This window comes from Pseudomonas sp. AP3_22 TE3818, from assembly GCF_053628995.1.
In genome coordinates, this window is the sequence record NZ_JBRJHL010000001.1 from 104934 (window position 1) to 125060 (window position 20127).

A 20127-nucleotide genomic window follows, 5' to 3' on the forward strand; every position below is an offset into this window, starting at 1 on the left:
CCATGACTGAGCCACTGCGCATTGTCTTTGCCGGCACCCCGGAATTCGCCGCCGAACATCTCAAGGCCCTGCTGAGCAGCCCTTACGAGATCGTCGCGGTCTACACCCAACCGGATCGTCCGGCCGGTCGCGGGCAAAAACTGATGCCGAGCCCGGTCAAGCAGCTTGCGCTGGAGAACAACATCCCGGTGTTGCAGCCGCCAACCCTGCGCAACGAAGACGCGCAAGCCGAACTGGCCGCGCTGAAACCGGACTTGATGGTGGTGGTCGCCTACGGCCTGATCCTGCCGCAAGTGGTGCTGGATATTCCGCGCCTGGGCTGCATCAACAGCCACGCTTCGCTGTTGCCGCGCTGGCGCGGTGCGGCGCCGATCCAGCGTGCCGTGCAAGCAGGTGATGCCGAAAGCGGCGTGACCGTGATGCGCATGGAAGCCGGCCTCGACACCGGGCCGATGCTGCTTAAAGTCACTACGCCGATCAGCGCCGAAGACACTGGCGGCAGCCTTCACGACCGTCTGGCCGAAATGGGGCCTCCGGCCGTGGTTCAGGCGATTGCCGGCCTCGCCGCGGGTACGCTGGAAGGCGAAGTGCAGGACGACAGCCTGGCCACCTACGCGCACAAATTGAACAAGGACGAAGCTCGCATCGACTGGACTCGTCCGGCGGTTGAACTGGAGCGTCTGGTCCGTGCCTTCAACCCATGGCCGATCACCCACAGCACCTTGAATGGCGAAGCCCTGAAAGTGCTGGCCGCGAACCTGGCCGAAGGCAAAGGTGCACCCGGTGAAATCCTCGGCGCCAGCAAGGACGGCCTGATCGTCGCGTGCGGCGAGCAGGCGTTGTGCCTGACCCGTTTGCAATTGCCCGGCGGCAAGGCGCTGAACTTCAGCGACCTGTTCAACAGCCGCCGTGAGAAATTCGCCACCGGCACTGTCCTCGGTCAAGCGGCGGACGCTCAATGAATCCGCGTCTGGCCGCCGCCAAGGCACTTGCCGCCGTCCTGAGCGGAAAAGCCTCGCTCAACAGTTCGCTGCCAACGCAGTTGGACAAGGTCGAGGACCGTGATCGCGGCTTCACCCAGGACCTGGCGTTCGGCACCGCACGCTGGCAGCCACGGTTGTCGGCACTGGCGGCCAAGTTGCTGCAAAAGCCGTTCAAGGCTGCCGATGCCGATGTTGAGGCGCTGCTGCTGGTCGGCCTCTATCAGTTGCTCTACACCCGCGTCCCGGCCCATGCCGCGATTGGCGAGACGGTCGGTTGCGCCGACAAGTTGAAAAAGCCATGGGCCAAGGCCTTGCTCAACGCAGTCCTGCGTAACGCTCAGCGCGAAAGCGAAACGATTTTCGCGGAATTGGAACGCGATCCGGTGGTGCGCACGGCCCACCCGCGGTGGCTGCAGAAATCCCTGAAGGCGTTCTGGCCAGAGCAATGGGAAGCCATCTGCGCCGCCAACAACGCGCATCCGCCAATGATCCTGCGGGTCAACCGTCGCCATCACAGCCGGGATGCCTACCTCGGTTTGCTGACCGATGCCGGTATTGCCGCCACACCCTGTGTCTACAGCCGTGACGGTATCGTGCTCGAAACCGCCGCCGACGTACGCAGCCTGCCGGGTTTCGCCGAGGGCTGGATCAGCGTGCAGGACGAAGCGGCGCAACTGGCCGCTGATCTGCTCGACCTGGCACCGGGCCAACGGGTACTGGACGCCTGCTGCGCACCCGGCGGCAAGACCTGCCATATTCTCGAAGCCGAGCCAAAACTGGCCGGGGTGGTGGCGGTAGACCTGGAAGCCAAGCGTCTGGTGCGGGTGCGGGAAAACCTCGAACGCCTGAAACTGAGCGCCGAACTGATTGCCGCCGACGGCCGCGACACTCAGGCGTGGTGGGACGGCAAGCCGTTCCAGCGCATCCTGCTGGACGCGCCATGCTCGGCGACGGGCGTGATCCGTCGTCATCCGGACATCAAGCTGACCCGCCAGCCCGACGACATCGCCGCGCTGGCGCTGCTGCAAGGCGAGCTGCTCGACGCCATGTGGAACACCCTGGAAGTCGGCGGCATTCTGCTATACGCCACCTGCTCGACGCTGCCGACCGAGAACACCGAAGTCATCGAAGCGTTCCTCGCCCGCACGCCGGGCGCCCGCGAACTGGACCTCGCCACGGCGGCCGGCATCAAGCAGCCCCATGGTCGCCAGCTGCTCGCCCAGGAAGGCGGCCACGACGGGTTCTACTACGCCAAGCTGATCAAGATCGCCGCCGCGCGCGGTTAAACGGATTCAATGGAGTGACCGGATGAAAATCATCATCCTCGGCGCAGGGCAGGTCGGCGGTTCGCTGGCGGAACACCTGGCCAGCGAAGCCAACGACATCACCGTGGTCGACACCGATGGCGAACGCCTGCGCGACCTTGGCGACCGCCTGGACATCCGCACGGTGCAGGGCCGCGGTTCGTTTCCGACCGTGCTGCGCCAGGCCGGCGCCGACGACGCCGACATGCTGGTCGCCGTGACCAACAGCGACGAAACCAACATGGTCGCCTGCCAGGTCGCCCACACCCTGTTCCACACCCCGACCAAGATCGCCCGGGTTCGCGAAGCCGCGTATCTGACCCGCGAAGAGCAGTTGTTCCAGAACGAAGCGATTCCGGTGGACGTGCTGATCAGCCCGGAACAAGTGGTCACCAACTACATCAAGCGTCTGATCCAGCATCCAGGCGCCTTGCAAGTGATCGACTTCGCCGAAGGCAAGGCGCAACTGGTCGCGGTTCGTGCCTATTACGGCGGGCCGCTGGTGGGCCAGCAACTGCGACAGTTGCGTGAGCACATGCCGAACGTCGAAACCCGCGTGGCCGCCATTTTCCGCCGCGACCGGCCGATCCTGCCCCAGGGCGATACCGTGATCGAGGCCGACGACGAGGTGTTTTTCATCGCCGCCAAAGCGAACATTCGCGCGGTCATGAGCGAAATGCGCCGTCTCGACGAGACCTATAAACGCATTGTCATCGCCGGTGGCGGGCAGATCGGCGAGCGTCTGGCCGAGGCCATCGAAAGCCGTTATCAGGTCAAGATCATCGAGATGAACCCGGCACGCTGCCGTCACCTCTCGGACCACCTCGACAGCACCGTGGTGTTGCAGGGCAGCGCCTCGGACCGCGACCTGCTGATGGAAGAGAACATCGCCGACGCGGACCTGTTCCTCGCCCTGACCAACGACGACGAAGCCAATATCATGTCGTCGCTGCTGGCCAAGCGCCTCGGTGCGAAGAAGGTGATGACCATCATCAACAACCCGGCCTATGTCGATCTGATCCAGGGCGGCGACATCGACATCGCCATCAGCCCGCAACTGGCGACCATCGGCACCTTGCTGGCCCACGTGCGCCGGGGCGACATCGTCAGCGTGCACTCGCTGCGCCGTGGCGCGGCGGAAGCCATCGAGGCGATTGCCCATGGCGATGCGAAATCAAGCAAGGTGATCGGCAAAGCCATCGAGAACATCGGCCTGCCGCCGGGCACTACCATCGGTGCGATTATCCGCGACGAAGAAGTGATCATCGCCCACGATGACACCGTGATCGAAGCGGGCGACCATGTGATTCTGTTCCTTGTGGATAAAAAGCATATTCGCGATGTGGAGAAGTTGTTCCATGTGGGGTTGAGCTTCTTCTGATCCGGATTTTTTCAGTGCCTGCATTGGCCCTATCGCTGGCAAGCCAGCTCCCACAGTTTTTTGGTTGTTTACAAATATGATGTACACCAGAGAACCCTGTGGGAGCTGGCTTGCCAGCGATGGCGGTGTCAAAGGCGAAAAAAACATCCCCTGATACCCGCAGAAAAGGAATCCACCGATGATCGAATCCCTGGAAAAAATGCTCGCCAAGGGTGTGGATAACGCTTTGCTGCGCTTCGGCCTGGGCAAGGGTTATCTGGATCTGGGGGAGAACGCCAAGGCGGCGGAGCATTTTCAACGCTGCGTCGAATTCGATCCGAAGTATTCGGCGGCGTGGAAACTGCTGGGCAAGGCCCATCTGGCGCTGGCGGACCTTACGGCCGCGCGGCAGGCCTGGGAACAAGGCCTGGAAGCCGCTCGCAACCATGGCGACAAGCAGGCAGAAAAGGAAATGACGGTGTTTCTGAAAAAGCTGGACCGCAACGTTCAGAGATAGCGCAAGCCAATCCCTTCGGCATCCACCAACACCACTTCCATGCGTACCCGCGGTGCGCCTGTGGGTAAGTCTTGCACCTGCCCGTAGACCACTGCACCCCGGGGCAACGCCGACAGTTTCGGATGCTTGACGTAAACCCCGGTGGTCGACAGGTTGCGCGTCTGACCCAGGCATTCGCCGATGTTTTCGTGACTGATCTTGATGCGGAATGACTTGCGGTGTTCGGACATCTTCTGCGCCCTTGAGAACGGATGGTGGATACGTGTAGGAGCGAGCTTGCTCGCGATGGATGCAAGGGCGCCGCGTTCAGCCAGGCAGCCCGCATCATCGTTAACGTCCATCGCGAGCAAGCTCGCTCCTACAAGGTTATCCACAGAGTGTGCCAAGTCAGTCAGTACCAGCGCTCTTCACCCGGTGGCCGCTTCTTGAAGCGCTTCATGCTCCACATGTACTGGCTCGGGTAGGCCCCGACATAACGCTCGACCACTTTACTCATGGCCGCACAGGATTCCGCCGTATCGGTGCTGTACATGGCCTCTGGCGCGGCTTCGAGGATCACTTTGTAGCCGGAACCGTCGGGCAGGCGCAGCGCATGCAGGAACACGCCGACCGCTTTGCCGCCGGCGAGCATGTTGGGTACGAATTTACTGGTCAGTGCCTGGGTGGCGAAGAACGGCACGAAGATCCCGGCGGATTCGGCCGGTTCCGGGTCGGCGGGAATGCCCACTGCACCACCTTTGCGCACTTCCTTGATGACGCTGAGGATGCCTTCCTTGGTGGAAGCAGCGACCTTGTTACCCAGTTGCACCCGTTGCTTTTGCAGCAACTCGTCCACCGCCTTCAATTTTGGCGGGCGGTAGAAAATGATCGGTTTGCACTGGCTGCAATAGAAGTGATTGAGCACTTCCCAATTGCCCAGATGGCTGGTGATGCCAACCACGCCTTTGCCGGAGGCGAGGGCGTCCTTCAAAATGTCGAGGCCTTCGACCTCGCGCACCAGGTCGATGGAACGCTGGGCCGGCCAGATCCAGGCGCAGGCGCTTTCGGTCAGGGACTTGCCGATGTCCTTAAGGCTCTGTCCGACTAAACGTTCGCGCTCGGCGGGGTCCATGTCCGGAAAGCACTTGGACAGGTTGATCCGTACCACGTCGCGGGAACGGTTCGGGGTTTTCCACATGACCCAGCCAATTGCCGAGCCCACGGCCTGCACGGCCCGCCACGGAAGCAGGGCAAACAGCCGCAGAGCGCCTACCAGCAAGGCGCCTTTCAACTTATCCACAGGTCACTCCTGATCTTGTGCTGTGCGCGAGGCGGCCATTCTAACCGCCGTTCGCCAACTGCGCGTAGCGGTCGCAGTCCCGGGTGTGATCCATGACCATGCCCGAGGCCTGCATCAGCGCGTAGCAAATGGTCGGCCCGACGAAGGTGAAACCGGCTTTTTTCAGGCCTTTGCTCATTTCCACAGCGATCGGCGTGACGGCCGGCACTTCGCTGCGATCCCTGAAATGATTGATCACCGGCGTGCCACCGACGAACGACCAGAGAAATTCCACCGGATCCTCCAGCGCCAGCCAGGCCTGGGCATTGCGCCGGGCCGCGTTGAGCTTGAGGCGGTTGCGGATGATGCCCGGATCGAGCATCAATTCGTCGATTTCGGCATCGCTCATCTGCGCCACGCGCTGGACATCAAAACCAAACATCACCTGACGATAATGCTCGCGTTTGCGCAGCACAGTGATCCAGGAAAGCCCGGCCTGGAACCCTTCGAGCAAAAGCAACTCGAACAATCCCTGCGCATCGCGTAGCGGCGTGCCCCACTCCTGATCGTGATAAGCCATGTACAGCGGATCTTCGGAACACCAAAAGCAGCGTGGCATAAGGCTCCAGGGGGCGTGCGCAGCAATGAATCGGGTATACTCCCGCTCTTTAAATCGCAGCCCAAGAAACAGGTGAATTTCGTGAGCCAGCCTACGCCAGCCGTGCGTACCTTCCAAGACTTGATCCTCGCCCTCCAGCAATACTGGGCCGAGCAAGGTTGTGTGGTACTTCAGCCCTACGATATGGAAGTAGGCGCCGGCACTTTCCACACTGCTACATTCCTGCGCGCCATTGGCCCGGAAACCTGGAACGCCGCCTACGTGCAGCCAAGCCGCCGTCCGACTGACGGCCGCTACGGCGAAAACCCGAACCGTCTGCAGCACTACTACCAGTTCCAGGTGGTCCTGAAGCCGAACCCGGACAACTTCCAGGAACTGTACCTGGGCTCCCTCAAGCATGTCGGCCTGGACCCGCTGGTCCACGACATCCGCTTCGTCGAAGACAACTGGGAATCGCCGACCCTCGGCGCCTGGGGTCTGGGCTGGGAAGTCTGGCTCAACGGCATGGAAGTGACCCAGTTCACCTACTTCCAGCAAGCGGGCGGCATCGAGTGCTACCCGGTGACCGGCGAGATCACCTACGGCCTCGAGCGTCTGGCCATGTACCTGCAAGGCGTGGACTCGGTCTACGACCTGGTCTGGGCTGACGGTCCGTTCGGCAAAGTGACCTATGGCGATGTGTTCCACCAGAACGAAGTGGAGCAATCGACCTACAACTTCGAACACGCCAACGTCGACAAGCTGTTCGAACTGTTCGATTTCTACGAAAGCGAAGCCAAGCGCCTGATCGAACTCGACCAGCCGCTGCCGTTGCCGAGCTACGAAATGGTGTTGAAGGCTTCCCATACCTTCAACCTGCTGGATGCGCGCCGGGCAATCTCGGTGACCGCGCGTCAGCAATACATCCTGCGTGTACGCACCCTGGCGCGTTCCGTTGCGCAAGCCTACCTGCTGGCTCGCGCCAAGCTGGGCTTCCCGATGGCGACCCCGGACCTGCGTGACGAAGTACTGGCCAAGCTGGAGGCTGCACAATGAGTGCTCTGGATTTTCTGGTTGAACTGGGCACTGAAGAACTGCCACCCAAAGCCCTGAATACCCTGGCCGAGGCGTTTCTTGCCGGTATCGACAAGGGCCTGCAAGCTGCCGGCCTGAACTACGAGACCAAAACCGTTTATGCCGCGCCACGCCGCCTGGCTGTGCTGATCACCTCGCTGGCCACCCAGCAGCCGGATCGCAGCATCAACCTCGATGGCCCGCCACGTCAGGCTGCATTCGATGCCGAAGGCAACCCGACCCAGGCAGCCCTGGGTTTCGCCAAGAAGTGCGGCGTCGAACTGAGCGAAATCGATCAGAGCGGCCCAAAACTGCGCTACAGCCAAAGCATCGCCGGCAAGCCGACTGCAAGCTTGCTGCCGACCATCGTCGAAGACTCCCTGAACGACCTGCCGATCCCGAAACGCATGCGTTGGGGTGCGCGCAAGGAAGAGTTCGTGCGTCCGACCCAGTGGCTGGTGATGCTGCTCGGTGACCAAGTCATCGACTGCACCATCCTCGCCCAGAAAGCCGGTCGCGACTCCCGTGGTCACCGCTTCCATCACCCGGAAAGCGTGCGTATCGGTTCGCCGTCGAGCTACCTGGCCGACCTGCGTGCCGCCTACGTGCTGGCCGATGCCAACGAGCGTCGCGAGATCATCAGCAAGCGCACCGAAGAGCTGGCCACCCGCCAGGAAGGCACGGCAATCGTTCCGCCGGCCCTGCTCGACGAAGTGACTGCGCTGGTCGAATGGCCGGTGCCGCTGGTGTGCTCGTTCGAGGAACGCTTCCTCGACGTGCCGCAAGAAGCCCTGATCACCACCATGCAGGACAACCAGAAGTACTTCTGCCTGCTGGATGCCGACGGCAAGTTGCTGCCACGTTTCATCACCGTGGCCAACATCGAAAGCAAAGACCCGCAGCAGATCATCGCCGGTAACGAGAAAGTGGTTCGCCCACGCCTGACCGACGCCGAATTCTTCTTCAAGCAGGACAAGAAGCAGAAGCTCGAAGGCTTCAACCTGCGCCTGCAGAACGTGGTGTTCCAGGAAAAACTCGGCAGCGTCTACGACAAGGCCGAACGTGTTTCCAAACTGGCCGCGTTCATCGCTCAACGCATCGGCGGCAACGCCGCATGGGCCGCTCGTGCCGGCCTGCTGTCGAAGTGCGACCTGTCGACCGAAATGGTCGGTGAGTTCCCGGAGATGCAAGGTGTCGCCGGTTACTACTACGCCCTCAACGATGGCGAGCCGGAAGATGTCGCACTGGCCCTGAACGAGCAGTACATGCCGCGCGGTGCCGGCGCTGAACTGCCGTCCACCCTGACCGGTGCGGCCGTGGCCATCGCCGACAAGCTCGATACGCTGGTCGGTATTTTCGGCATCGGCATGCTGCCGACCGGTAGCAAAGACCCGTATGCCCTGCGCCGTGCGGCACTGGGTGTGTTGCGCATCCTGATCGAGAAACAACTGGATCTGGACCTGACCGAGGCCGTGGCCTTCGCCGTGGATGCGTTCGGTACCAAGGTCAAGGCTGCCGGCCTCAACGACTCGGTGCTGGAATTCATCTTCGACCGTCTGCGTGCCCGTTACGAAGACGAAGGCGTCGATGTCGCCACCTACCTGTCGGTGCGTGCCCTGAAACCAGGCTCGGCTCTGGACTTCGACCAGCGCGTGCAAGCGGTAGAGGCCTTCCGCAAATTGCCGGAAGCCGCTGCTCTGGCCGCGGTGAACAAGCGTGTGTCGAACCTGCTGAGCAAGGTCGAAGGTTCGGTACCTACCGTCGTAGAAGCCAAGTACTTCGACAATGCCAACGAGTTCTCCCTGTACTCGGCGATCCAGCAGGCTGACCAGGCTGTACAGCCAATGGCCGCCTCGCGTCAGTACAGCGAATCCCTGGCACGCCTGGCCGCCCTGCGCGAGCCGGTGGATGCGTTCTTCGAAGCCGTGATGGTCAACGCGGAGGACGCAAAAGTCCGCGCCAACCGTTATGCATTGCTGGCGCGTCTGCGTGGCCTGTTCCTCGGCGTCGCCGACATTTCGCTGCTGGGCTGAGGAGTTGCTGTTGAAACTGCTGATTCTCGATCGGGACGGAGTGATCAATTACGACTCCGACGCTTACATCAAGTCGGTGGAGGAGTGGATTCCACTCCCCGGTTCGATCGAAGCCATCGCGCAGTTGAGCAAGGCCGGCTGGACGGTAGCCGTCGCTACCAACCAGTCGGGCATCGCTCGCGGCTACTACGACCTCGCCACCCTGGATGCCATGCACGAGCGCTTGCGCGCGCTGGTGGCGGAGCAGGGTGGTGAAGTCGGCCTGATCGTCTACTGCCCCCACGGGCCGGACGAAGGCTGCGATTGCCGCAAGCCGAAACCCGGGATGTTGAAAAACATCGCCGCACATTACAACGTGTCGCTGACTAATCTATGGTTCGTCGGCGATAGCCTTGGTGACCTGGAAGCCGCTAAAGCCGTCGATTCACAGCCAGTTTTGGTTAAGACCGGAAAAGGCGAAAAAACCTTGGGCAAGACCTTACCGGCAGGCACCTTGATTTTTGACGATCTGGCGGCGATTGCCGCAGAACTTATCCACAATTAGAGCGTTTTCGAGACTCCTGACCAGGGAGTGATCGGAAGTGCGCTTTATATAGACGGGCAAAGCCCGCACGGTAACCGTCACCATGTCGATACTGCAGGCCATCAGAACCTTCCTCTTTTACCTGCTGCTGGGCACCAGCTCCTTGCTGTGGTGCAGCCTGAGTTTTTTTATCGCGCCGTTTCTGCCGTTCAAGGCGCGCTATCGCTTCATCAACGTCTACTGGTGCCGCTGCGCCTTGTGGCTGAGCAAAGTGTTTCTGGGTATCCGCTACGAAGTGAAGGGTGCCGAGAACGTCCCTGAACGGCCTTGCGTCATTCAGTCGAACCACCAGAGCACCTGGGAGACGTTCTTTCTCTCTGCCTACTTCTCGCCGCTGAGCCAGGTGCTCAAACGCGAATTGCTCTATGTGCCGTTCTTCGGTTGGGCCATGGCCATGCTGCGACCGATCGCCATCGATCGCGACAACCCTAAAGCCGCACTCAAGCATGTGGCGAAGAAGGGCGACGAGCTGCTCAAGGATAACGTCTGGGTACTGATCTTCCCCGAAGGGACACGCGTTCCTTACGGCACCATCGGCAAATTCTCACGCGGTGGGACTGCACTGGCGGTGAATGCCGAGTTACCGGTACTGCCGATTGCGCACAATGCCGGCAAGTTCTGGCCGAAAACCGGTTGGGCGAAGAAGCAGGGCGTCATCACCGTGATCATCGGCGCACCGATGTATGCCGAGGGCAGCGGACCACGCGCCATCGCCGATTTGAACGATCGGGTGCAGGCGTGGAACGAGCAGATGCAACGGGAAATGGGCTCACTGCCACCGGCTCCGCAAGCGCCGGTTTCAAACGATCAGGTGACTGTCTGAGATTCTGTGGATAACCTGTGTACCGTTTCCTTTCAAACCGTTGTTATTTGCACGTAACTTTATGATTTTTTTACATATTTCTTAGAATGATAAATCCCATAAAAACGTGCATAAGTTTTTTTCGGACGTAAAAAAACCGGCTGATATAGCCGGTTTTTTTATGCCTGTAATGTGGATGTTTCAGGCGGTGTACAAAGCGAGTCGAGCGTGAAACAGGCTGCGATCTTTTGACCTCAACAAATAAAAAGGCCAACGCATGAGCGTTGGCCTTTTGTATGGCGGGGCGACCGGAATCAGAAGTCCAGGTTGGACACCGCCAGGGCGTTGCTCTCGATGAAGTCACGACGAGGCTCGACCGCATCACCCATCAGGGTGTTGAAGATCTGGTCCGCGCCAATGGCGTCTTCGATAGTCACTTTGAGCATGCGGCGCGAGCCCGGGTCCATGGTGGTTTCCCACAGCTGATCCGGGTTCATCTCGCCCAGTCCTTTGTATCGCTGGATGGTGTGGCGCTTGGTGCTTTCGGCCATCAACCACTCAAGGGCTTCCTTGAACTCGGTGACCTGCTTCTTGCGCTCGCCACGCTGGATGTACGCGCCGTCGTCCAGCAAGGTGCTCAGTTGAGCGCCCAGGGAAACCACGGTCTTGTAGTCGTTGCTGCCGAAGAAGTCGCGGTTGAAGGTGACGTAGTTAGACAGGCCGTGGGAGATCAGTTCGACCTCTGGCAGCCAGACGTTACGCTCACGGTCTTCACGCAGGCTGGCCTTGTAGACCAGACCCGATTTCTCGACGGTGCGCAGACGCACTTCGTACTGGGCCAGCCAATCCTGCATCGCTGCGTGATCGGACAGTTGATCCATGCTGACCGCCGGCAGGTAGATGAAGTGCTCGGTCAGTTCCTGTGGGTACAGGCGCGACAGACGCTTGAGGGTCTTCATGACCAGACGGAAGTCGTTCACCAGACGCTCAAGGGCTTCGCCGGAGATACCCGGGGCTTCCTCGTTCAGGTGCAGGCTCGCATCTTCCAGGGCCGACTGCGTCATGTACTCTTCCATGGCGTCGTCGTCTTTGATGTATTGCTCTTGCTTGCCTTTTTTCACTTTGTACAGCGGCGGCTGGGCGATGTAGATGTAGCCACGCTCGATCAGCTCCGGCAACTGACGGAAGAAGAAGGTCAGCAGCAAGGTACGGATGTGCGAACCGTCGACGTCAGCATCGGTCATGATGATGATGTTGTGATAGCGCAGCTTGTCGATGTTGTACTCTTCGCGACCGATGCCGCAGCCGAGCGCGGTGATCAAGGTGCCTACTTCCTGGGAAGAGATCATCTTGTCGAAGCGTGCCTTCTCGACGTTCAGAATCTTACCCTTGAGGGGCAGAATCGCCTGGGTCCTGCGGTTACGACCCTGCTTGGCAGAGCCGCCCGCGGAGTCACCTTCCACGAGGTACAGTTCGGACAGGGCAGGGTCCTTTTCCTGGCAGTCCGCCAGTTTGCCCGGCAGGCCGGCGATGTCCAGTGCGCCTTTGCGGCGGGTCATCTCACGGGCCTTGCGCGCCGCTTCACGGGCACGGGCGGCGTCGATCATCTTGCCGACAACCAGCTTGGCTTCGTTCGGGTTTTCCAGCAGGAAGTCGGAGAAGTACTTGCCCATTTCCTGTTCGACCGCGGTCTTCACTTCGGAAGACACCAGCTTGTCTTTGGTCTGGGAGCTGAACTTCGGATCCGGTACCTTCACCGAAATGATCGCGGTCAGGCCTTCACGGGCATCGTCACCGGTAGTGGCGACCTTGTGCTTCTTCGCCAGGCCTTCTGCTTCGATGTAGGTGTTCAGGTTACGCGTCAGTGCGGAACGGAAACCCACCAGGTGAGTACCGCCGTCGCGCTGTGGAATGTTGTTGGTGAAGCACAACAGGTTCTCGTTGAAGCTGTCGTTCCACTGCAGGGCGATTTCCACGCCGATGCCGTCTTCACGCTGGATGTTGAAGTGGAACACCTGGTTGACCGGGGTCTTGTTGGTGTTCAGGTATTCAACGAACGCACGCAGCCCGCCTTCGTACTTGAACAGTTCTTCCTTGCCGCTGCGCTCGTCCTTGAGAACGATGCCGACACCGGAGTTGAGGAAGGACAGTTCACGAATCCGCTTGGCCAGGATGTCCCAGCTGAAGTGGATGTTCTTGAAGGTTTCGCTGGAAGCCTTGAAGTGGATCTGCGTACCGGTGGTTTCGGAGTCGCCAACGATTTTCATCGGCTCTTGCGGAACACCGTGGACGTAAGTCTGTTCCCAGATCTTGCCACTCCGGCGAACGGTCAGGACCAGCTCTTCCGACAGGGCGTTTACGACCGACACACCCACACCGTGCAGACCGCCGGATACCTTGTAGGAGTTGTCGTCGAATTTACCGCCGGCGTGCAGCACGGTCATGATGACCTCGGCTGCCGAAACGCCTTCTTCTTTGTGTACGTCTACCGGGATGCCACGGCCGTTGTCGCGAACGGTGATGGACTCATCCGGGTGGATGATGATGCTGATGTCGTCGCAGTAGCCGGCGAGCGCTTCGTCGATCGAGTTGTCGACCACCTCGAACACCATGTGGTGCAGACCGCTGCCATCGTCGGTATCACCAATGTACATACCGGGACGTTTGCGTACGGCATCCAGGCCTTTCAGCACTTTAATGCTCGTTGAGTCGTACGTATTTTCTTCGCTCAATGCCTTCACTCCCGATGGTCGTGGGTCTGGGTGATACGGCCCTGTTCCACGTGGAACAGAGCGACTGGCGTTTCCGTCTGCCAGCCTTCCCTCAATAATTCGTGATCTACACAGGTGATAAATACCTGGCAGCGTAAGTCTTCCAACAAGCGGCAAAGCGCGCGACGGTGGTGCTCGTCCAGCTCGGACGGCAAGTCATCCACCAGATAAATACACTGACCGCGTCGAGCCTGGCTGACCAGGTGCCCTTGGGCAATCCGCAATGCGCAAACCACCAACTTCTGCTGGCCACGGGACAAGATGTCCGCGGCGTTGTGTGCGCCCAGTCTGAGACGCAAATCAGCACGTTGTGGTCCGGCCTGGGTATGCCCCATTTGCTGGTCCCGCTGCAGAGACCCGGCGAGCACAGCACTCAGTTCACGGTCCTTGTCCCAGCCGCGGTAATAGCTGAGCGTCAAACCTTCAAGCTCAACCAGTTCGCTCAAGGTTTGTTCAAAGACTGGTTTCAAGGCTTTGATATAAGCGCGGCGGTATTCATCAATTTCAGCGCTGGCCTGGCACAGTTCCCTGTCCCAAACCGCTTGCGAAACGGCGTCAAGTGTACCATGCCGCAGCCAAGAGTTTCTCTGGCGCAGGGCCTTCTGCAAGCGCTGCCAGGTTGACATGAAGCGCGGTTCCACGTGGAACACGCCCCAGTCGAGAAACTGCCGGCGAATCTTCGGCGCACCTTCCAGCAATCGAAAACTGTCCGGGTTGATCAGTTGCAGCGGCAATATCTCTGCCAGTTGCGCGGCGCTGCGGGCGTTCTGCCCATCGATACGGATCTGGAATTCGCCTTGGCGATCCCGCGATATGCCCAAGGCGCTGTGCCCACCCTCCGCCAGTTCAACCTGGCCAAAGACGGTGCACGCCAGTTGCTCGTATTGAATGACCGGCAACAGTCGGGTGCTGCGAAACGAACGGGCAAGCCCCAGCAGATGGATGGCTTCCAGAACACTGGTTTTGCCGCTGCCGTTGGCGCCGTAAAGGATATTGATGCGGGGGGAGGGGGAGAAGGTCACCGGGTGCAGATTGCGCACCGCGGTGACCGAGACGCGACTTAAGGACATCTAGCTTCTGCTGGGCATGATTACAGACGCATCGGCATGACAACGTAGGCCGAGTCGTCGTTATCCGATTCCTGCACCAGCGCACTGCTGTTGGAGTCGGACAGGATCAGACGAACCTGCTCGGTGGTCATCACGCCCAGCACGTCGAGCAGGTAGCTCACGTTGAAGCCGATTTCCAGAGAGCCACCGTTGTATTCAACGCCCACTTCTTCTTCCGCTTCTTCCTGCTCCGGGTTGTTCGCCTGGATCTTCAGCTGACCGCTGGCCAGTTGCAGACGGATACCACGGTACTTCTCGTTGGACAGGATCGCGGTGCGACTGAACGCTTCGCGCAGCGCCTGGCGATCACCCAGTACCAGCTTGTCGCCGCCTTTTGGCAGAACGCGTTCGTAGTCCGGGAATTTGCCGTCGACCAGTTTCGAGGTGAAGGTGAATTCACCGGTGGTGGCGCGGATGTGGTGCTGACCCAGCACGATGCTGACATTGCCGTCCGGCTCTGTGAGCAGACGTGCCAGCTCGAGGATACCTTTGCGCGGTACGATGACCTGGTGACGATCCGGTTGGCCGATGTCGGCCTGCATCGAGCACATGGCCAGGCGGTGACCGTCGGTGGCCACCGCGCGGATCACACCTGCGGACACTTCCAGCAGCATGCCGTTGAGGTAGTAACGAACGTCCTGCTGGGCCATGGCGAAGCTGGTGCGCTCGATCAGACGACGCAGCTTGCTTTGCTCCAGGCTGCAGGTCAGCGAGCCCGGCCCTTCTTCCACGGTAGGGAAGTCGTTGGCCGGCAACGTCGACAGGGTGAAGCGGCTACGGCCGGCCTTGACCACAAGCTTCTGCTCATCGACCTTGATGTCGATCAGCGCATCGTTTGGCAGGCTCTTGCAGATGTCCATCAGCTTGCGCGCAGGCACGGTGATGGAACCCGGATCCGCCGGCTCTTCGAGTTGAACACGACCAACCAGCTCGACTTCCAGGTCGGTACCGGTCAGCGACAATTGCTGGCCTTCGACAACCAGCAGCACGTTGGAGAGCACCGGCAAGGTCTGGCGGCGTTCGACGACGCCTGCGACCAGTTGCAGGGGTTTCAACAGGGCTTCGCGTTGAATGGTGAAATGCATGGTCTAGTCCCTTGCCTTAATTAGCTGCGCTGGTGTTCATCAAGTGGTCAGTGTACGCAGCAGGTTCTTGTAGTCCTCGCGGATGTCCGCGTCGGATTCCTTAAGTTCGTTGATCTTGCGGCAGGCGTGCAAAACTGTCGTATGGTCGCGGCCGCCAAACACGTCGCCGATTTCCGGCAGGCTGTGGTTAGTCAACTCTTTGGACAAGGCCATTGCAACCTGACGCGGACGTGCGACCGAGCGAGAACGACGCTTGGACAGCAAGTCGGAGATCTTGATCTTGTAGTACTCGGCGACAGTGCGCTGAATGTTATCCACAGAGACCAGTTTATCCTGCAACGCCAACAAGTCCTTCAAGGATTCGCGAATCAGCTCGATGGTGATATCGCGCCCCATGAAGTGCGAGTGGGCGATCACGCGTTTGAGCGCGCCTTCCAGCTCACGGACGTTGGAGCGAATACGCTGGGCAATGAAGAACGCGGCGTCATGCGGCAGCTCGACCTTGGCCTGATCGGCCTTCTTCATCAGGATCGCCACGCGAGTTTCCAGCTCCGGTGGCTCGACCGCTACGGTCAGGCCCCAGCCAAAGCGGGATTTGAGGCGTTCTTCAAGGCCTTCGATTTCTTTCGGGTAGCGGTCACTGGTGAGAATGACCTGCTGGCCACCTTCGAGCAGGGCGTTGAAGGTGTGGAAAAACTCTTCCTGGGAACGCTCTTTACGGGCGAAGAACTGAATGTCATCGATCAGCAACGCATCCACCGAACGGTAGAAACGTTTGAACTCGTTGATCGCGTTCAGTTGCAGGGCCTTGACCATGTCCGCCACGAATCGCTCGGAATGCAGGTACACCACCTTGGCATTCGGGTTCTTCTTTAATAGATGGTTACCCACAGCGTGCATCAAGTGGGTTTTACCCAGGCCGACGCCACCATAAAGGAAGAGCGGGTTGTAACCGTGCTTCGGATTGTCAGCCACCTGCCAGGCGGCGGCGCGCGCCAGCTGGTTGGATTTACCTTCAACGAAATTCTCGAAGGTAAAGGTACGGTTCAGGTAACTGGTGTGCTTGAGCGCACCTTCGACTTGCACGGTACGTTGCTCGGCGCGAACCGGGGCCTGTTGCGAACTGGCGCCGGCCATCGGGTCGAAGCTGTCACGGGAAGGTTCTTCCTCGGTGACCTCGGCCACTTTTTGCGTGGCGCGCTTGGTCGAAGCCGCAGCAGGTGCTGACGGCGGCGGGCTGGCAAGTGTTTGAGCAGCCTGGGCCTGGGAAGCCGCGGCTGCCAGGGGAGCATTTGGCGCGGCACGCGGTGCCGAGCTGCGTTTGCTGCCTATTAATAAGGAAAGCGCAGGCGCCATGCCATTGCCGTGCTCATCGAGCAATTCGAGAACACGCCCCAGGTACTTTTCGTTGACCCAGTCCAGAACAAAACGATTGGGTGCATAGACACGCAACTCGTCGCCTTCGGCTTCGACCTGTAGTGGACGGATCCAAGTGTTGAATTGTTGGGCAGGCAGCTCATCGCGCAGAAGCTCCACGCACTGCTGCCAAAGTTCCACTGACACGGATATCCCCTAAGTTGAAAGCCGGTGAGGCAAAAACAAGCGGCCATTGTAGCGACCAGACGCCGACTTATCCACACGAAGGTGGTTCATCGACCAAGAAGAATCGCCGTTTCATACGCAAAAAAGACGACCAGTGGTCTGTGTATAAGCTCTGTGGATAACCGGGGTTAAGGTCATTGCACAAGTGGGGGCGAAACTCAGTGGATAACCGGCCTGTGGATAAACAGACATTCCACACACAGGTTATCCGACAGCGCAGCACAGGCTGAACACGGTTTTCCACTGTAGTTGTCATTCTCTGTACATCAGGTAAAACAAGGTCTGAAGCCACTTATCCACAGAAGGGCGTGGGCCTAGCTTTTATAAGCTTTACAGAAAAGCTTTAAATACTTTCCTTTCTTATTTTTATATTTACCGGCAGTTCGTTCAGCGCAAAACGCCTGGAGATCTATTTATAAGGAAACGCTGGTTGGAAATTGACCTGAAGGCTTGCTTTCTCTAGAATCCCCGGTCTCTTAAAACGGGGGCCATTCCGGCCCGTTGTGGACGAACCAGGTAACACGACAATGAAACGTACTTTCCAACCAAGCACTATCAAACGCGCTCGTACCCACGGTTTCCGTGCTCGCATGGCTACCAAGAACGGCCGTGCCGTTCTGTCGCGTCGTCGCGCCAAAGGTCGTGCGCGTCTGGCAGTTTGATAAGCCGGCACTGGAGGTGAGTCAGGACTTCAGTCGGGAAAAGCGTCTGCTTACTCCCCGGCATTTCAAGGCAGTCTTTGACTCCCCTACCGGCAAGGTTCCGGGGAAAAATCTCCTGCTCCTTGCGCGCAACAACGATCTTGATCACCCCCGTCTCGGGTTGGTTATCGGGAAAAAGAGCGTAAAGCTCTCCGTCGAGCGCAATCGCCTCAAACGTCTGATGCGCGAATCGTTTCGCCTGAACCAGGATTCACTGGTCGGTTGGGACATTGTTATCGTCGCGCGCAAAGGTTTGGGTGACGTAGAAAACCCCGAATTGATTCAGCATTTCGGCAAACTCTGGAAACGCCTGGCTCGCAGTTCGCCGGTACCAGCAGTCAAAACCGAAACTGTAGGGGTAGACAGTCCAGATGCGTAAACTGGCACTCGTTCCGATCCAGTTTTATCGCTATGCCATTAGTCCCCTGATGGCCAGTCACTGTCGTTTCTACCCCAGTTGTTCCTGCTACGCGTTAGAAGCCATCGAAAATCATGGCCTTCTTCGCGGTGGCTGGCTGACCTTTCGTCGTTTAGGTCGCTGTCATCCGTGGAATCCCGGTGGTTATGACCCGGTTCCACCTATCCCTACCTCCCGTTCTTCTTCGATGGCCGAGTAATCATGGATATCAAACGCACGATCCTGATCGTCGCCCTGGCAATCGTGTCCTACGTTATGGTTCTTAAATGGAACCAGGACTATGGCCAGGCTGCCCTGCCGACTCAGAATGTTGCCACCAATACGACTGCATCGGGCCTGCCGGATACGGCATCTGGCTCCAACGCTTCCGCCAGTGACGACATTCCACGTGCTGCTAGCGACACCAGCGCACCTGCCGAAACACCGGTGGCTGTGAGCAAGGACCTCATCCAGATCAAAACGGATGTACTGGACCTGGCTATCGACCCACAAGGTGGTGATGTTGCCCAGCTGACCCTGCCGCTGTATCCGCGTCGTCAGGATCACCCGGAAATTCCGTTCCAGCTGTTCGATAACGGCGGCGAACGTACTTATCTGGCACAAAGCGGTCTGATCGGCACCAACGGTCCGGATGCAAATCCGGCCGGTCGTCCGGTTTATTCCTCGGAGAAGAAGGTTTATCAACTGGCTGACGGTCAGGACCAATTGGTCGTGGACCTGAAGTTCAGCAAGGACGGCGTCAACTACATCAAGCGTTTCACCCTGAAACGCGGCCTGTATGACGTAACCGTTTCCTACCTGATCGACAACCAGAGCGCCCAGCCCTGGACCGGTGCGATGTTCGCTCAGTTGAAGCGTGACGCCAGCGCCGATCCTTCGTCGACCACGGCGACCGGTACCGCGACTTACCTGGGCGCCGCCCTGTGGACAAGTTCGGAGCCGTACAAGAAAGTGTCCATGAAGGACATGGACAAGGCGCCGCTGAAAGAAACCGTCACTGGCGGTTGGGTTGCCTGGTTGCAGCACTACTTCGTGACCGCATGGATTCCGGCCAAGGGCGAAAACAACGTCGTCCAGACCCGTAAAGACAGCAAAGGCAACTACATCATCGGCTACACCGGCCCATCGATGAGTGTTGCCCCAGGCGCCAAGGCCGAAACCAGCGCTGTTCTGTACGCCGGCCCGAAAAGCCAGGCCGTGCTGAAAGAGTTGTCCCCAGGTCTGGAACTGACTGTCGACTACGGCATTCTGTGGTTCATCGCCCAACCGATCTTCTGGTTGCTGCAACACATCCACGCCATTGTGGGTAACTGGGGCTGGTCGATCATCTTCCTGACCATGCTGATCAAAGGGATCTTCTTCCCGTTGTCGGCTGCCAGCTACAAATCCATGGCGCGCATGCGTGCAGTTGCACCGAAACTGGCCGCGCTGAAAGAGCAACATGGCGATGACCGGCAGAAAATGTCGCAAGCCATGATGGAGCTGTACAAGAAAGAGAAGATCAATCCGCTGGGTGGTTGCTTGCCAATCCTCGTGCAGATGCCGGTTTTCCTCTCGCTGTACTGGGTTCTGCTGGAAAGCGTTGAAATGCGCCAGGCGCCGTTCATGCTGTGGATTACTGACCTGTCGATCAAGGATCCGTTCTTCATTCTGCCGATCATCATGGGTGCAACCATGTTCATCCAGCAGCAGTTGAACCCGACGCCTCCGGATCCGATGCAGGCCAAGGTGATGAAGCTGATGCCAATCATCTTCACCTTCTTCTTCCTGTGGTTCCCGGCGGGTCTGGTGCTGTACTGGGTAGTGAACAACTGCCTGTCGATCGCCCAACAGTGGTACATCACTCGTAAGATCGAAGCGGCTACCAAAGCAGCTGCCTGATTTACACTGTGGATAACCACTCAAGACGCCCCCTAGTGGGGCGTTTTG

At 59.2% G+C, this 20127-nt stretch carries 19 protein-coding genes; 12 read left to right on the forward strand and 7 right to left on the reverse strand.

The genetic code is table 11. The features are described from left to right. Positions 1-2 precede the first annotated feature (2 nt). From fmt to AB7M25_RS00555, 4 genes are all read left to right on the forward strand, one after another. Positions 3-962, forward strand: a complete 960-nt coding sequence (gene fmt, locus AB7M25_RS00540) for a methionyl-tRNA formyltransferase (protein WP_454236876.1) — start codon at positions 3-5, stop codon at positions 960-962. Then, a complete protein-coding gene (rsmB, locus tag AB7M25_RS00545; RefSeq protein ID WP_429386831.1) occupies positions 959-2269 on the forward strand; it encodes a 16S rRNA (cytosine(967)-C(5))-methyltransferase RsmB in 1311 nt (436 codons plus the stop codon). Before fmt ends, rsmB begins: the two co-directional genes overlap by 4 nt. A gap of 22 nt (positions 2270-2291) precedes the next feature. Beyond that, positions 2292-3668 (forward strand): Trk system potassium transporter TrkA, encoded by a 1377-nt coding sequence (gene trkA / locus AB7M25_RS00550; RefSeq protein WP_046042728.1) that lies wholly within the window; start codon positions 2292-2294, stop codon positions 3666-3668. 178 nt (positions 3669-3846) lie between these two features. Continuing rightward, positions 3847-4164, forward strand: a complete 318-nt coding sequence (locus AB7M25_RS00555) for a tetratricopeptide repeat protein (RefSeq protein WP_429386837.1) — start codon at positions 3847-3849, stop codon at positions 4162-4164. On the opposite strand, the gene AB7M25_RS00560 is transcribed toward AB7M25_RS00555, so the two are convergent. The 3 genes from AB7M25_RS00560 to AB7M25_RS00570 all read right to left on the reverse strand — a co-directional run bounded on the left by AB7M25_RS00560 (position 4155) and on the right by AB7M25_RS00570 (position 6041). Then, a complete protein-coding gene (locus AB7M25_RS00560) occupies positions 4155-4394 on the reverse strand; it encodes a PilZ domain-containing protein (protein WP_015092855.1) in 240 nt (79 codons plus the stop codon). The two genes, AB7M25_RS00555 and AB7M25_RS00560, sit on opposite strands and share 10 nt — an antisense overlap. Positions 4395-4555: 161 nt before the next feature. Next, positions 4556-5443 (reverse strand): lysophospholipid acyltransferase, encoded by an 888-nt coding sequence (locus AB7M25_RS00565; protein WP_008018389.1) that lies wholly within the window; start codon positions 5441-5443, stop codon positions 4556-4558. Between the two features lie 40 nt (positions 5444-5483). Continuing rightward, a complete protein-coding gene (locus AB7M25_RS00570; protein ID WP_429386841.1) occupies positions 5484-6041 on the reverse strand; it encodes a DNA-3-methyladenine glycosylase I in 558 nt (185 codons plus the stop codon). 81 nt (positions 6042-6122) lie between these two features. Here AB7M25_RS00570 and glyQ point away from each other — a divergent pair, with 81 nt between their 5' ends. The 4 genes from glyQ (at position 6123) to AB7M25_RS00590 (ending at position 10533) form a co-directional block, all read left to right on the forward strand. Beyond that, positions 6123-7076 carry a glycine--tRNA ligase subunit alpha gene (glyQ, locus tag AB7M25_RS00575; protein WP_003187265.1) on the forward strand — a complete coding sequence of 318 codons (954 nt, stop codon included), beginning with the start codon at positions 6123-6125 and terminating at the stop codon, positions 7074-7076. Beyond that, entirely contained in the window at positions 7073-9127 is a 2055-nt protein-coding gene (gene glyS, locus AB7M25_RS00580) for a glycine--tRNA ligase subunit beta (protein WP_454236877.1), read from the forward strand. The genes glyQ and glyS overlap by 4 nt, the downstream gene beginning before the upstream one ends. Before the next feature lie 4 nt (positions 9128-9131). Continuing rightward, complete coding sequence (gene gmhB / locus AB7M25_RS00585) at positions 9132-9671, forward strand: D-glycero-beta-D-manno-heptose 1,7-bisphosphate 7-phosphatase (RefSeq protein WP_177318960.1); 540 nt, start codon at positions 9132-9134, stop codon at positions 9669-9671. Between the two features lie 82 nt (positions 9672-9753). Continuing rightward, complete coding sequence (locus AB7M25_RS00590; protein ID WP_429386846.1) at positions 9754-10533, forward strand: lysophospholipid acyltransferase family protein; 780 nt, start codon at positions 9754-9756, stop codon at positions 10531-10533. 293 nt (positions 10534-10826) lie between these two features. Here AB7M25_RS00590 and gyrB read toward each other — a convergent pair whose 3' ends face one another. Genes gyrB through dnaA form a run of 4 tightly spaced genes read right to left on the reverse strand, consistent with a single transcriptional unit; the run spans position 10827 to position 17040 of the window. Further along, positions 10827-13244 carry a DNA topoisomerase (ATP-hydrolyzing) subunit B gene (gyrB, locus tag AB7M25_RS00595; RefSeq protein WP_007969881.1) on the reverse strand — a complete coding sequence of 806 codons (2418 nt, stop codon included), beginning with the start codon at positions 13242-13244 and terminating at the stop codon, positions 10827-10829. 5 nt (positions 13245-13249) lie between these two features. Beyond that, positions 13250-14353, reverse strand: a complete 1104-nt coding sequence (recF, locus tag AB7M25_RS00600) for a DNA replication/repair protein RecF (protein ID WP_007969883.1) — start codon at positions 14351-14353, stop codon at positions 13250-13252. A gap of 20 nt (positions 14354-14373) precedes the next feature. Continuing rightward, on the reverse strand, positions 14374-15477 hold the full coding sequence (dnaN, locus tag AB7M25_RS00605) for a DNA polymerase III subunit beta (RefSeq protein ID WP_007969885.1): 1104 nt from the start codon (positions 15475-15477) through the stop codon (positions 14374-14376). A gap of 39 nt (positions 15478-15516) precedes the next feature. Continuing rightward, complete coding sequence (gene dnaA, locus AB7M25_RS00610) at positions 15517-17040, reverse strand: chromosomal replication initiator protein DnaA (RefSeq protein ID WP_454236878.1); 1524 nt, start codon at positions 17038-17040, stop codon at positions 15517-15519. A gap of 566 nt (positions 17041-17606) precedes the next feature. On the opposite strand from dnaA, the gene rpmH reads away from it, so the two are divergent. Genes rpmH through yidC form a run of 4 tightly spaced genes read left to right on the forward strand, consistent with a single transcriptional unit; the run spans position 17607 to position 20079 of the window. Continuing rightward, the gene (rpmH, locus tag AB7M25_RS00615) at positions 17607-17741 is read left to right on the forward strand and encodes a 50S ribosomal protein L34 (protein ID WP_003213577.1); all 135 of its coding nucleotides are present in this window, start codon (positions 17607-17609) and stop codon (positions 17739-17741) included. A gap of 16 nt (positions 17742-17757) precedes the next feature. Continuing rightward, positions 17758-18159 (forward strand): ribonuclease P protein component, encoded by a 402-nt coding sequence (gene rnpA, locus AB7M25_RS00620; RefSeq protein ID WP_015097448.1) that lies wholly within the window; start codon positions 17758-17760, stop codon positions 18157-18159. Beyond that, positions 18152-18397, forward strand: coding sequence for a membrane protein insertion efficiency factor YidD (gene yidD, locus AB7M25_RS00625; RefSeq protein WP_010207715.1), 246 nt, complete (start codon positions 18152-18154; stop codon positions 18395-18397). The genes rnpA and yidD overlap by 8 nt, the downstream gene beginning before the upstream one ends. 2 nt (positions 18398-18399) lie before the next feature. After that, on the forward strand, positions 18400-20079 hold the full coding sequence (yidC, locus tag AB7M25_RS00630) for a membrane protein insertase YidC (RefSeq protein WP_429398306.1): 1680 nt from the start codon (positions 18400-18402) through the stop codon (positions 20077-20079). The last annotated feature ends 48 nt before the right edge of the window (positions 20080-20127 follow it).

Excerpts from the sequence above, each read along its gene's own strand:
- AB7M25_RS00555 (WP_429386837.1), top strand. The coding sequence starts at position 3,847 with ATGATCGAATCCCTGGAAAAAATGCTCGCCAAGGGTGTGGATAACGCT.
- rpmH (WP_003213577.1), top strand. The coding sequence starts at position 17,607 with ATGAAACGTACTTTCCAACCAAGCACTATCAAACGCGCTCGTACCCAC.
- AB7M25_RS00570 (WP_429386841.1), bottom strand. The coding sequence starts at position 6,041 with ATGCCACGCTGCTTTTGGTGTTCCGAAGATCCGCTGTACATGGCTTAT.
- glyS (WP_454236877.1), top strand. The coding sequence starts at position 7,073 with ATGAGTGCTCTGGATTTTCTGGTTGAACTGGGCACTGAAGAACTGCCA.
- trkA (WP_046042728.1), top strand. The coding sequence starts at position 2,292 with ATGAAAATCATCATCCTCGGCGCAGGGCAGGTCGGCGGTTCGCTGGCG.
- recF (WP_007969883.1), bottom strand. The coding sequence starts at position 14,353 with ATGTCCTTAAGTCGCGTCTCGGTCACCGCGGTGCGCAATCTGCACCCG.
- AB7M25_RS00560 (WP_015092855.1), bottom strand. The coding sequence starts at position 4,394 with ATGTCCGAACACCGCAAGTCATTCCGCATCAAGATCAGTCACGAAAAC.
- rsmB (WP_429386831.1), top strand. The coding sequence starts at position 959 with ATGAATCCGCGTCTGGCCGCCGCCAAGGCACTTGCCGCCGTCCTGAGC.
- AB7M25_RS00590 (WP_429386846.1), top strand. The coding sequence starts at position 9,754 with ATGTCGATACTGCAGGCCATCAGAACCTTCCTCTTTTACCTGCTGCTG.
- fmt (WP_454236876.1), top strand. The coding sequence starts at position 3 with ATGACTGAGCCACTGCGCATTGTCTTTGCCGGCACCCCGGAATTCGCC.
- yidC (WP_429398306.1), top strand. The coding sequence starts at position 18,400 with ATGGATATCAAACGCACGATCCTGATCGTCGCCCTGGCAATCGTGTCC.
- dnaN (WP_007969885.1), bottom strand. The coding sequence starts at position 15,477 with ATGCATTTCACCATTCAACGCGAAGCCCTGTTGAAACCCCTGCAACTG.
- yidD (WP_010207715.1), top strand. The coding sequence starts at position 18,152 with ATGCGTAAACTGGCACTCGTTCCGATCCAGTTTTATCGCTATGCCATT.